The sequence below is a fragment of the Streptomyces sp. NPDC050504 genome, assembly GCF_044458065.1.
In the GTDB taxonomy this organism is placed as follows: domain Bacteria; phylum Actinomycetota; class Actinomycetes; order Streptomycetales; family Streptomycetaceae; genus Streptomyces.
Genome location: NZ_JBITHO010000005.1, coordinates 651,353 through 664,222, shown reverse-complemented (window position 1 = coordinate 664,222; position 12,870 = coordinate 651,353). Strand labels below are relative to the sequence as shown.

At 73.1% G+C, this 12,870-nt stretch carries 8 protein-coding genes; 6 read left to right on the top strand and 2 right to left on the bottom strand.

Features of this window, described 5'->3' with window-relative positions:
- The first annotated feature begins 8 nt into the window (after positions 1–8).
- From ACIBNE_RS21930 to ACIBNE_RS21920, 3 genes are all read left to right on the top strand, one after another.
- Entirely contained in the window at positions 9–596 is a 588-nt protein-coding gene (locus ACIBNE_RS21930; protein ID WP_399273961.1) for a sigma-70 family RNA polymerase sigma factor, read from the top strand.
- A gap of 173 nt (positions 597–769) precedes the next feature.
- Positions 770–2,272, top strand: a complete 1,503-nt coding sequence (gene guaB / locus ACIBNE_RS21925) for an IMP dehydrogenase (RefSeq protein WP_399273959.1) — start codon at positions 770–772, stop codon at positions 2,270–2,272.
- A 104-nt stretch (positions 2,273–2,376) separates the two neighbouring features.
- Positions 2,377–3,501, top strand: coding sequence for a GuaB3 family IMP dehydrogenase-related protein (locus ACIBNE_RS21920; protein ID WP_399273957.1), 1,125 nt, complete (start codon positions 2,377–2,379; stop codon positions 3,499–3,501).
- Positions 3,502–3,564: 63 nt separating this feature from the next.
- Here ACIBNE_RS21920 and ACIBNE_RS21915 read toward each other — a convergent pair whose 3' ends face one another.
- Both ACIBNE_RS21915 and ACIBNE_RS21910 read right to left on the bottom strand, forming a co-directional pair.
- On the bottom strand, positions 3,565–4,158 hold the full coding sequence (locus tag ACIBNE_RS21915; RefSeq protein ID WP_399273956.1) for a hypothetical protein: 594 nt from the start codon (positions 4,156–4,158) through the stop codon (positions 3,565–3,567).
- Positions 4,159–4,270: 112 nt separating this feature from the next.
- Positions 4,271–5,533: a nucleotide sugar dehydrogenase gene (locus tag ACIBNE_RS21910; RefSeq protein WP_399273955.1), complete on the bottom strand. Its 1,263-nt coding sequence runs from the start codon at positions 5,531–5,533 to the stop codon at positions 4,271–4,273.
- A 226-nt stretch (positions 5,534–5,759) separates the two neighbouring features.
- On the opposite strand from ACIBNE_RS21910, the gene ACIBNE_RS21905 reads away from it, so the two are divergent.
- The 3 genes from ACIBNE_RS21905 (at position 5,760) to ACIBNE_RS21895 (ending at position 12,859) form a co-directional block, all read left to right on the top strand.
- Positions 5,760–7,466 carry a glycerol-3-phosphate dehydrogenase/oxidase gene (locus ACIBNE_RS21905; RefSeq protein WP_399273954.1) on the top strand — a complete coding sequence of 569 codons (1,707 nt, stop codon included), beginning with the start codon at positions 5,760–5,762 and terminating at the stop codon, positions 7,464–7,466.
- Positions 7,467–7,712: 246 nt separating this feature from the next.
- A complete protein-coding gene (locus ACIBNE_RS21900; protein WP_399273952.1) occupies positions 7,713–9,629 on the top strand; it encodes a serine/threonine-protein kinase in 1,917 nt (638 codons plus the stop codon).
- 143 nt (positions 9,630–9,772) lie between these two features.
- Positions 9,773–12,859: a protein kinase gene (locus ACIBNE_RS21895; protein WP_399273950.1), complete on the top strand. Its 3,087-nt coding sequence runs from the start codon at positions 9,773–9,775 to the stop codon at positions 12,857–12,859.
- The last annotated feature ends 11 nt before the right edge of the window (positions 12,860–12,870 follow it).

Here is a 12,870-nt window from a genome sequence, read left to right as displayed (position 1 = left end):
ATGGACCGATGCGTGACGACGAGGCTGTGGCTGCCCCCGGGGGCATCGGTGCCCTCGTGCACCGTGCCGTCGACGGTGACGAGCAGGCCACCCACGACCTCCTCGCGCACGTCCACCCCCTGGCCCTGCGCTACTGCCGCACCCGGCTGAACCGCCTCCCGGGTGACGCCCGCCACTTCGTCGAGGACCTCGCACAGGAGGTCTGCGTCGCCGTGCTCATGGCCCTGCCGCGCTACAAGGACACCGGGCGCCCCTTCGAGGCGTTCGTCTTCGCCATCGCGGGACACAAGGTCGCCGACCTCCAGCGCGCCGCCATGCGGCACCCCGGATCCACCGCCGTGCCCTCCGACGAGATGCCGGAGCGCCCCGACGACTCACTGGGCCCCGAGGAGCGCGCGCTGCTCAGCAGCGACGCCGAATGGGCCAAGAAACTGCTCGCCAACCTCCCGGAGAACCAGCGCGAACTACTGGTGCTGCGGGTCGCGGTCGGACTGACCGCCGAAGAGACCGGCCAGATGCTCGGCATGTCTCCCGGCGCGGTGCGGGTCGCACAGCACCGCGCGCTGAGCCGGCTGAGGGCGCTGGCCGAGCAGTGAGGGCGGGCCGGGCGGCGACGGTGCGGGCCCGGCGCGCCAGTACGTTCCGTACACACGCATGTACTCGTGCGAATGTACGAAACCGTATGGTGATCTTCATCGTGGAATGAGACACCCTCGGAGCCCGTTAGCATGGACATCCGCACCGATCAAGACCATTTGGGGAAGGTGTCATGACAAACGTCGACGGAGTGCCCGAGAAATTCGCGACACTCGGGCTGACCTACGACGACGTGCTGCTGCTGCCGGGCGCGTCGGACATGGCGCCCGACCAGATCGACACCTCCTCGTACATCTCGAAGAACGTACGGGTGAACATCCCGCTGCTCTCGGCGGCGATGGACAAGGTCACCGAGTCCCGGATGGCCATCGCCATGGCCCGCCAGGGCGGCGCGGGCGTGCTCCACCGCAACCTCTCCATCGCCGACCAGGCCAACCAGGTCGACCTGGTGAAGCGCTCCGAGTCCGGCATGGTGACCGACCCGATCACCGTCCGCCCGGACGCCACGCTGGCCGACGCCGACGAGCTGTGCGCCAAGTTCCGCATCAGCGGCGTGCCGGTCACCGACGCCGCGGGCAAACTGCTGGGCATCGTCACCAACCGCGACATGGCCTTCGAGTCGGACCGCACGCGCCGGGTGCGCGAGGTCATGACCCCCATGCCGCTGGTCACCGGCAAGGTCGGCATCTCCGGCGTGGACGCCATGGAGTTGCTGCGCCGCCACAAGATCGAGAAGCTGCCGCTGGTCGACGAGGGCGGCATCCTCAAGGGCCTCATCACGGTCAAGGACTTCGTCAAGGCGGAGAAGTACCCCAACGCCGCGAAGGACAAGGACGGCCGGCTGCTGGTCGGCGCGGCCGTGGGCGTCGCAGGCGACTCCTTCGAGCGGGCCCAGGCGCTGATCGAGGCGGGCGTCGACTTCATCGTCGTCGACACCGCGCACGGCCACTCCCGGCTGGTCGGCGACATGGTCGCCAAGATCAAGTCGAACTCCTCGGGCGTGGACGTCATCGGCGGCAACATCGCCACCCGCGACGGCGCCCAGGCCCTGATCGACGCCGGCGTCGACGGCATCAAGGTCGGCGTGGGCCCCGGCTCCATCTGCACCACCCGCGTCGTCGCCGGCATCGGCGTCCCGCAGGTCACCGCGATCTACGAGGCGTCCCTCGCCGCCAAGGCCGCGGGCGTCCCGGTCATCGGCGACGGCGGCCTCCAGTACTCCGGCGACATCGCCAAGGCGCTCGTCGCGGGCGCCGACACGGTGATGCTCGGCTCGCTCCTGGCGGGCTGCGAGGAGTCGCCGGGCGAGCTGCTGTTCATCAACGGCAAGCAGTTCAAGTCGTACCGCGGCATGGGCTCGCTCGGCGCGATGCAGTCCCGCGGCGACCGCAAGTCCTTCTCCAAGGACCGGTACTTCCAGGAGGGCGTCGGCACGGACGACAAGCTCATCCCGGAGGGCATCGAGGGCCAGGTGCCCTACCGCGGCCCGCTCTCCGCGGTCGTCCACCAGCTCACCGGCGGCCTGCGCCAGTCGATGTTCTACGTCGGCGGGCGCACGGTCCCCGAGCTCCAGACCAACGGCCGCTTCGTCCGGATCACCTCGGCTGGCCTCAAGGAGAGCCACCCGCACGACATCCAGATGACGGTCGAGGCACCGAACTACAGCCGCAAGTAGTCCGCGCGCGGCAGCAGGGGCGGCCCCGGAATTCCCGGGGCCGCCCCTGCGGCGTGTGTCGGCGATACTGGTAGGCGCAGACATAGAGGGAAAGGCCACACATCGTGACTGAGATCGAGATCGGGCGCGGCAAGCGCGGCCGCAGGGCGTACGCGTTCGACGACATCGCCGTCGTCCCGAGCCGCCGTACGCGGGACCCGAAGGAGGTCTCGATCGCCTGGCAGATCGACGCCTACCGGTTCGAGCTGCCCTTCCTGGCGGCCCCGATGGACTCGGTGGTCTCCCCGGCGACCGCGATCCGCATCGGCGAGCTCGGCGGCCTCGGCGTGCTCAACCTCGAAGGACTGTGGACCCGCTACGAGGACCCGCAGCCGCTGCTCGACGAGATCACCGGGATGGACGAGGAGCGCGCCACCCGCCGTCTGCAGGAGATCTACGCCGCCCCGATCAAGGAAGAGCTGATCGGGCAGCGCATCAAGGAGGTGCGCGACTCGGGCGTGGTCACCGCCGCCGCGCTCTCCCCGCAGCGCACCGCGCAGTTCTCCAAGGCCGTCGTCGACGCGGGCGTGGACATCTTCGTGATCCGCGGCACGACCGTCTCCGCCGAGCACGTGTCGGGCGCCGCCGAGCCGCTGAACCTGAAGCAGTTCATCTACGAGCTGGACGTGCCGGTCATCGTCGGCGGCTGCGCCACGTACACCGCGGCCCTGCACCTGATGCGCACGGGCGCGGCGGGCGTGCTGGTGGGCTTCGGCGGCGGCGCCGCGCACACCACCCGCAACGTGCTGGGCATCCAGGTCCCGATGGCGACCGCCGTCGCGGACGTCGCGGCCGCGCGCCGGGACTACATGGACGAGTCCGGCGGCCGGTACGTGCACGTGATCGCGGACGGCGGCGTGGGCTGGTCCGGCGACCTGCCCAAGGCCGTCGCCTGCGGCGCCGACGCCGTGATGATGGGCTCCCCGCTGGCGCGCGCCACGGACGCGCCCGGCAAGGGCCGCCACTGGGGCATGGAGGCCGTCCACGAGGACGTGCCGCGCGGCAAGCTGGTGGACCTGGGCATCGTCGGGACCACCGAGGAGGTCCTGTGCGGGCCCTCGCACACCCCCGACGGCTCGATGAACATCTTCGGCGCCCTGCGCCGCGCGATGGCCACCACGGGCTACAGCGAGCTCAAGGAGTTCCAGCGCGTCGAGGTGACGGTCGCGGACTCGCAGCACCGCCGCTGACCCTCGCACACGCCGAAGGGCCGTACCGCGCCGAGCGCGGTACGGCCCTTCGGCGTGTGCGGGCTACTGGTTGAGCTTGCGGGAGCCGGAGAACGCGGCGACGGCGGCGAGGGCGAAGAAGAGCCAGGTCATCGCGTCGGCGTCCTCCTTCCACACCTTCGGCAGCGTGTCGAAGTGGTCGAAGAACACCTTGGAGAACGAGACGCCGAAGCGGTCGGAGATGATCACCGCGATGGCGATCAGCTGGCCGAGGTAGACCGCGCCGGCCGAGAACAGCGCGCTGACGACGCCGAGCGCCGCGTTGCGGCCGCCGACCTTGGCCGCCACCAGGCCGGTGACGAAGCCGACGCCGATGGCCGCCCAGCCGATCTCCTTGTCGATGGCGCCGGCTATGCCGCCGTAGACCGCGCCGGCGACGAGCGCCGTCACGAAGGCGGCGAGCAGCCCGAGGCCCACGTTGCCCTGCGGCTGGGGCGGGAAGGGGCCGGGACCGTAGCCGCCGGGGCCGGGGCCGTATCCACCCTGGGGCGGGTAGCCGCCCTGGGGCTGGCCGTAACCGCCCTGCGGGGCGCCGTAGCCGCCCTGGGGCTGGCCGTGGCCGGGGGCCCCGTACGGGTTCTGGCCGTTTCCGGGCTGGGGTGGGTAGGGCTGGCTCATGCTGGTGTCCCCCTGGAAGCGCGTGCGCACGGATGTGCGGTAAGTGACGCCGCAGGCTAGCAGGCCGGTGTGACGGTGCAGCGGTCCGTTTCTGAGTCGTTGCACGCTGTTCTCAGAGCCGGTGCGCGGCGCCCGTCGGGGTCGCGCCCCGGGTGTCCAGCAGGAGCTGGGCCTTCACCGACAGCCCTTGGAGGTCGTACGTGCGGTGGTGCTGGAGCAGGACGGTCAGGTCGGCGTGGGCGGCGGCCTCGTAGAGGGAGTCGGCGCGGGGGACGGGGACGTCGCGCACGCGCCAGTCGGGGACGTACGGGTCGTGGTAGCTGACCGAGGCGCCGAGGTCCATGAGGCGCTGGGCGATCTCGGCCGCGGGGGAGTTCCGGCGGTCCGCGAGATCGGGTTTGTACGTGACGCCGAGCAGGAGCACGCGGGCCGCGCGGGCGGACTTGCCGTGCTCGTTGAGGAGGGTGGCGCAGCGCTGGATCACGTACTGCGGCATGCGGTCGTTGATCTCCTGGGCGAGGCCGACCATGCGCAGCGGGTGGCCCGGGGTGCGCCCGGCGTGCGGGAGGTAGGAGGGGTCGATGGGGACGCCGTGGCCGCCGACGCCGGGTCCGGGGCGGAACGCCTGGAAGCCGAAGGGCTTGGTCTCGGCGCAGCGGATGACGTCCCAGAGGTCGACGCCCAGGTCGTGGCAGAGCACGGCCATCTCGTTGACCAGGGCGATGTTCACGTGCCTGAAGTTGGTCTCCAGGAGCTGGGTCATCTCGGCCTCGCGGGGGCCCTTGGCGCGGACGACCTTGTCGGTGAGGCGGCCGTAGAAGGCGGCGGCCGACTCGGTGCAGGCGGGGGTGAGGCCGCCGATGACGCGCGGGGTGTGGGCGTAGGCGTGGGTGCGGCTGCCGGGGTCGAGGCGGCTGGGGGAGTACGCGAGGTGGAAGTCGCGGCCCGCGCGCAGTCCCGAGCCCGCCTCCAGGATGGGGCGCAGGAAGTCCTCGGTGGTGCCGGGGTGCGCGGCGGACTCCAGCAGCACGGTGGTGTGCGGGCGCAGCCGGGCGGCGAGCGCGCGGGCGGACTCGGCGACGGCGCCGAGGTCCTGGGCGCGGTCGGGGCCGAGCGGGGTGGGGGCGCAGATGACGGCGGTGCGCACGCGCCCGAGGTCGGCGGGGTTGGTGGTGGGGCGGAAGCCGCCGGAGAGCATCCGGCGGACGTCGGCCGCGGTGAGGGGGCCGTCCACGGGGGAGTGGCCCGCGGCCAGGGCGGCCAGTGGGCGTGGGTCGGTGTCGTACCCGATGGTCTCGATGCCGGCGGCTACGGCGGCCTGGGCGAGGGGGAGGCCGAGGTGGCCGAGTCCGATGACGGCGAGGTCTGCGGGCATGGGTGGCCGTCCTTCCCTTAACCGGTGGATGCGGTGAGCGCAACTGCTGTGGACAACGCAATGTCAGACTAGTTGTAAATATGACGGTTATGCCGGAATTGAGGCTTCGGGGGTGGCAGGTGTTGTCCACAGGTCGTGGGTAGGCGGTGGCCGATGTCGGTGGCCCCGGACAGAATCGGAACCGCGGGCATGTGATCCCGACCACCCCGATCCACGGGAGGCAGCGGTGAGGACGGCAACACTGGGACCCACGGAGCGCGCGGAGGCGCTCGCGGCGATGGCCGAGCGCGAGCTGGACGTGCTGGTCGTCGGGGCGGGCGTGGTCGGCGCGGGGACCGCGCTCGACGCGGTCACGCGCGGCCTCTCGACCGGCCTGGTCGAGGCGCGCGACTGGGCGTCGGGGACGTCGAGCAGGTCGAGCAAGCTGATCCACGGCGGGCTGCGCTACCTGGAGATGCTCGACTTCGCGCTGGTGCGCGAGGCGCTGAAGGAGCGCGGACTGCTGCTGGAGCGGCTCGCGCCGCACCTGGTGAAGCCGGTGCCGTTCCTGTACCCGCTCCAGCACAAGGGCTGGGAGAGGTGGTACGCGGGCTCGGGCGTCGCGCTCTACGACGCGATGTCCATGGCGCGCGGCCACGGCCGCGGCCTGCCGGTGCACCGGCACCTGACGCGCCGCCACGCCCTGCGGGTCGCACCCGCGTTGCGCAAGGACGCGCTGGTGGGAGCGTTGCAGTACTACGACGCGCAGATGGACGACGCGCGTTTCGTGGCGACCCTGGTGCGCACGGCCGCGAGCTACGGCGCGAAGGCCGCGAGCCGGGCGCGCGTCGTGGGCTTCCTGCGCGAGGGCGAGCGGGTCGTCGGCGCCCGCGTGCAGGACGTCGAGGCGGGCGGCGAGTACGAGATCAGGGCCAGACAGGTGGTCAACGCCACCGGCGTGTGGACGGACGACACGCAGGCGCTGATCGGCGAGCGCGGACAGTTCCACGTCCGCGCCTCCAAGGGCATCCACCTGGTGGTCCCCAAGGACCGCATCCACTCCACGACCGGGCTGATCCTGCGCACCGAGAAGTCCGTGCTGTTCGTGATCCCCTGGGGGCGGCACTGGATCGTGGGCACCACCGACACGGACTGGGACCTGGACAAGGCCCACCCCGCCGCCTCCAGCGCCGACATCGACTACCTCCTGGAGCACGTCAACTCGGTGCTCGCGGTGCCCCTCACCCGCGACGACGTGCAGGGCGTGTACGCGGGCCTGCGGCCGCTGCTCGCGGGCGAGTCGGACGCCACCAGCAAGCTCTCCAGGGAGCACACGGTGGCCCACCCGGTGCCGGGCCTCGTGGTCGTGGCCGGCGGCAAGTACACGACGTACCGCGTGATGGCCAAGGACGCCGTGGACGAGGCCGTGCACGGCCTCGACCAGCGCGTCGCCGCCTGCGTCACGGAGAACGTCCCGCTGGTCGGCGCCGAGGGGTACGAGGCGCTGTGGAACGCGCGGGCCGGGACGGCGGCGCGCACGGGGCTGCATGTGGTGCGCGTGGAGCACCTGTTGAACCGGTACGGCGCGCTGGTCGAGGAGGTGCTGGAGCTGATCGCGGCCGATCCCGCGCTGGGCGAGCCGCTGGCGGCCGCCGACGACTACCTCAGGGCCGAGATCGTCTACGCCGCGTCCCACGAAGGGGCCAGGCACCTCGACGACGTGCTGACGCGGCGCACCCGCATCTCCATCGAGACCTTCGACCGCGGCACGCGCAGCGCCCGGGAGTGCGCGGAGTTGATGGCCCCCGTCCTCGGCTGGGACAAGGAGCAGATCGAGAAGGAGGTGGAGCACTACGAGAAGCGGGTGCAGGCGGAGCGCGAATCGCAGCGCCAGCCCGACGACCTGACGGCCGACGCCGCGCGGCTCGGCGCGCCGGACATCGTCCCGCTCTGAGGGCCGCGCGGCCGGAGGGGGACGGACCCCGGCTGAAACCGATGGGGTGCCGGATACGTCTGAGCGTTCGAGGTGCGGGGGTGCGGGGGACCCCGCTCCTCAAACGCCCGAGCGCCTGGCAAGGTGGCCCCGGGGCCGTTCGCGGTCCCGGCGTGAGGGACAATGGACGCTCTGCCAGGGCGGGTTACCGCATCACTGTGGGACGCAGCCAACGCGGGCGAAGATCAGGGATCGCAGAGGGGTCGCATGTCGGAGGCGGAGCAGTCGCGGGGCGCATCGGGGACCAACGATGGGCGCCTTCTCGCCGGGCGGTACCGGCTCGGAGAGGTGCTGGGCCGTGGCGGCATGGGTACGGTCTGGCGCGCCGTCGACGAGACGCTGGGGCGGACCGTCGCGGTCAAGGAGTTGCGCTTCCCCTCGGCGATCGACGAGGAGGAGAAGCGCCGCCTCATCACGCGCACGCTGCGCGAGGCCAAGGCGATCGCCAGGATCCGCAACACCGGCGCCGTGACCGTCTACGACGTGGTCGACGAGGACGACCGCCCCTGGATCGTCATGGAGCTGATCGAGGGCAAGTCGCTGGCCGAGGTGGTGCGCGAGGACGGGCTGTTGACGCCCCGACGGGCCGCCGAGGTCGGGCTCGCCATCCTCGACGTGCTGCGCGCCGCCCACCGCCAGGGCATCCTGCACCGCGACGTGAAGCCGTCCAACGTGCTGATCTCCGACGACGGCCGCGTCGTCCTCACCGACTTCGGCATCGCCCAGGTCGAGGGCGACCCGTCCATCACCTCGACCGGCATGCTCGTCGGCGCCCCCTCGTACATCTCGCCGGAGCGCGCGCGGGGCCACAAGCCGGGCCCCGCCGCCGACCTGTGGTCGCTGGGCGGACTGCTGTACGCGAGCGTCGAGGGCACGCCGCCGTACGACAAGGGCTCGGCGATCGCGACGCTGACCGCCGTGATGACCGAACCGCTCGACCCGCCGAAGAACGCGGGGCAGTTGGAGGAGGTCATCTACGGGCTCCTCGCCAAGGACCCGGCGCAGCGGCTCGACGACGCGGGCGCGCGGGCACTGCTCCAGGACGTGATCGACGCCCCGGACGCGCCGGGGCCCGCCGAGCCCGAGCCCCCGATGGACGCCACCAGGGCCGTACCGCTGCCGCCGCTCGCGCCCGCTCCGCCCGCGACGGGCGGAGCGGGCGGGGCCGCGAAGGGCGGGGCGGCCAAGCCCGACGGGGTCAGGGGCGCGCTGAAGTCCGTGCGGAGCGCCAAGGCCGCGCCGGTGGCGGCCGCTTCGGCCTTTGCCGCCGCGCCCCCGCCGCCCGCCGTGCCGCCCACGGTCGTCACGGCCCGGCAGAAGCCGCTGCTCCAGCGGGTGCCCCGGCAGACGCTGCTGGTCGTCGCGGTCGTGGCAGCGGCGGCCGTGCTCGGCACGATCCTGGCGTTCGTCGTCTGGGGCGGCGGGAAGGACGACAAGAGCGGCGAGGGCAAGAACGGCACCTCCACGTCGGCCGGGACCGGCGAAGGCGGCAAGGGCGGCGACAAGTCCGGCAGCGGGAACGGCAACGGCAAGGGACAGGGCCAGGAAGAGGGCCAGGGCCAGGAGGGCGGCGGGAAGGGCGGCCCTTCGGACGGCGCGTCATCCGGCGCGGGCGGCGATTCCGACAAGTCGGGCAAGGACAAGGGCAAGGGCAAGGACAGCGCCCTGCCCGCCGGCTACGGACCGGTCGTCGACGCGGACTTCAAGTTCACGATGGCGATGCCCAAGGGCTTCCACCGCACGAAGATAGCCGGGCGCAGTTCCGGCGGGATATACAGCAGGGACGGCGGGTACCCGCGCATCCAGGTCGACTTCAACGACAGCCCCAAGAACGACGCGGTGTCCGCGTGGGCCATGGCCGTGCCGACGGTGAAGAGCCTCAGCAACGGCTACCGGCACCTGGGCATCGACAAGGTCGACTACAACGGCTATCCGACCGTCGCCGACTGGAGCTTCGAGCGCGTCGAGCGCGGACGGACGATGCGGGTGCTCAACCGGGGCTTCAGGGCCGACGCGACGCACGGCTACGCGATCATGATCACGTGCCCGTCGAGCGAGTGGGACGGGCCGCAGTGCACGACGATGCGCGAGACGGCGTTCAAGACGTTCAGCCCCAAGGATTGAGGGGGCCACGTATCGTGAGAGCGCGGAGACCGTACGCAGCCGCAATCAGCCGGTAAACGACCGGAATTGAGGGATTTGCTCGGTCGCCGGGACCACTCGGTCACCGGGACCGGGGGACAGCGCGCTCGTGGGGAGGCGACGACGTGGACGACTACGCGGGAAGGGTGCTCGCCGACCGCTACCGCCTGCCGTTGCCGCCGTCGGACGAGTTCGAACTGGTCGAGACGCGGGCCTTCGACACCTACAGCGGGCACGAGGTGCTGGTGCGCCAGGTGCCGCTGCCCGAGGTCGTCGACGCGGAGGTGTTGGACGCGGACGGCGCGTCCGGCCCCGTGCCCAGGCGCGCGCAGGGACGCGCGATGCGGCGCGCCACGGACCCGGCCGTACGGCGGGCCATCGAGGCGGCCCAGGCGGCGGCGCAGATCCCCGACCACGACCGGCTCGACCAGGTCTTCGACGTCTTCGCCGAGCACGGCTCGCTGTGGATAGTGAGTGAACTGGTCGCGGCCAGGCCGCTGGCGGCGCTGCTCGCCGAGCGGCCGCTCAACCCGTACCGGGCCGCCGAGATCGCCTCCGACGTGCTCACCGCGCTGCGCGTGCTGCACGCGCACGGCTGGACCCACCGGAACATCACCGCGCGCACGGTGCTGGTCTGCGACGACGGACGCGTGGTCCTCACGGGGCTCGCGGCGGGCGCGGCGGAGGAGGCGCTGTGCGGGTACGTGCCGGTGCCCGCCGTCGAACCGCCGGGTGAGCCCGGGGTGGTGGGCTCGTTCGGCGGGCCCGGGGCGGACGACGAGACGGAGGTGCTGGACGCGGTGGGCGCGTCGGACGCTCCGGACGTGCTGGACGTGGCCGTGGGGCCCGGGGAGAGCGGGGCGCCCGACGTACTGGACGTGCCGACCCACGGAGTGCCCGTACGCGGCCTGCGGGCGGGCGGCCCGGCGGGGGCGCTGCCGCCGGGGACGTACGGGGGCGGAGGCGGATCCGGTGCCGCCGGGCACGGTGACGAGAGCTACGGGGCCGAGGAGCACGACGAGACGGCCGACGGCGAGTACGACGCGTACGACGGGACCGCCGAGGGCGAGTACGACGCGTACGGCGAGGCGGCTGAGGACGGTGCGTACGGCGAGGCCGCTGAGGACGGCGCGTATGGCGAGCCCGCCGGAACCGGCCCCTCCGGACCCGCGGAACCGCCCGCACCGCCCGGCGACGACGCACGGGCCGCGCGTGCCGGTGCCATAGCCGCCTACCGGGCCGGTGCCCGCGCCGCGGCCCGGGGCGGCGCGGGCGGCGGATTTCCGCGCCCCGGCTCGCCGTTCGGCGAGGGGGCCGACGCGGAGTGGACGCCCGGCCGTGCCCCGGGCCCGGCGCCCTTCGGGTTCGACGAGAGCGTCGAGACCGACGCGGAGGACGACGACGAGGCCACGAGCGGCGGCTGGGTCCAGCTCGCCGGGACCTGGCAGGACGAGCCCGAGCGCGCGCGCCCCGTCCCCTCGGGCGGCGGCGACAACCCCTGGCACGGCGCGGTCCCGCGCGCGAGCGCAGAGGACGGACTGCGCGCGGAGGCCCAGCGCCAGCGCAACGAACAGCAGCGCGAGCAGTACGCCCAGCACGCTCAGCGCGCCGAGTACGTGCGCCAGCAGCGCGACCAGCAGCGGCAGCAGGAGCAGTACCGGCAGGAGCAGGACCAGGAGCAGGGGCGGGACCGGGACCAGGGGCGGCACCAGCCGTACGGGCGCGGAACCTCCGCCGCCCTCCCGGTCCCCGCTCCCGTCCCCCTCCCCGCCCCCTCCCCCGAGCCGGTCCCGGTGCCCGCCACCCGGGCCGCCGGGGGCTGGGACGAGGTCGTCGCGGGCGAAGCCCCCCGCTACCGCGGCCCCGCCACCCGGCTCGCGGCCGAGCGCGCCCGGCAGACCAGGATCGCCGTGGTCGGCGCGGTCACCGAGCGCTGGGCGCCCGAGCAGGCGGGCCCCGTGCACGAGAACTGGCGGCTCGCCCCGCCCATCGGCCCCGCCACGGACCTCTGGGCGCTCGGCGCGCTGCTCTTCAGGGCCGTACAGGGCCATGCGCCCTACCCCGAGGAGAACGCCGCCGAACTGGTCCAGATGGTGTGCGCCGAACCGCCGGCGTACGCCGAGGAGTGCGGCCCGCTGCGCCCCGTCGTGGAGTCCCTGCTGCGCCAGGACCCCGACGAGCGGCCGGACTTCGAGGAGCTGCGCGGCTGGCTGCGCTCGCTCGTGCGCTCGGCGCCCGAGCCGGACGCGGGAGTTTCGGTCGTGTCCGTGCCGTCGCCGGACGAGCCGGTCGACGAGAGCACCGCCGCGCGGCTGCCGATCGTGCGCCGCAGGGGCGAGCTGGTCCGCAAGCGCCGTCCGGGGCAGGGCGGGCACGGCAGGCACCGGCAGAAGAAGGAGCGCCGCAGGGAGCGGCCGGAGCGGGAGCCGCGCGCGCCCCGCACCGGCACGACCAGGGAGCCGAGGATCGGCGCGCGGAGCAAGGGCCCCAAGTCGCTGGGCCGGCTGCTGCTGGTGGCGATCCTGCTGGGCCTCGGCGCGGCCTTCGCGTACGCGATGCTCTTCATGCCGGAGACGGGCGACGGCACGGCGAAGGACGGGCCGGGGCAGCGGCCCGCCCCGAGCACGGGCCCTTCGCAGCCGGGCCCCGACGCGACTCCGGGCTCCGACGCGACGCCGGGCCCGCAGCGGAGCACCGCCCCCACGCCGAAGCCCGAGCCGAAGCCGTCCGCGCCGCGCACCGGCGACGCGCCGAACCTCGCCGCCGGTTACGTGCTGCGCAAGGACGAGGCCGGGTTCGAGGTCGGCGTCGACAAGACGTTCCGGCGCGGGCCCGGCACCGTCGACCGGCAGGTCAGGTACACGGGCGGCGGGTTCACGCTGCTCGTGGTCCCCGGCAGGGACACGGTCCAGGCCAACGGCTCGGACCCGATGGTGTACCAGCGCAGCAAGGAGCCCGAGCTCCAGCCGTTCCGCGAGTCGTCCTGGACCACCGTGAACGGACTGCGCACCACGACGTCCAACGGGCGGAGCATGGCCGAGGGGCAGTTCACCTGGCGCGACGCGGACGGCCGCGACGTGTTCGTGCGCAACGCCGCCACGATCATCGGCGGGAAGTACCACATCGTGCAGGTGATCGGCCCGGAGAGCGAGCGCGACCGGGTGACCGAGATCTACCAGCAGGCGATGGCCTCCTACCGGCCCGCCCGCTGACCCGCGTGCCG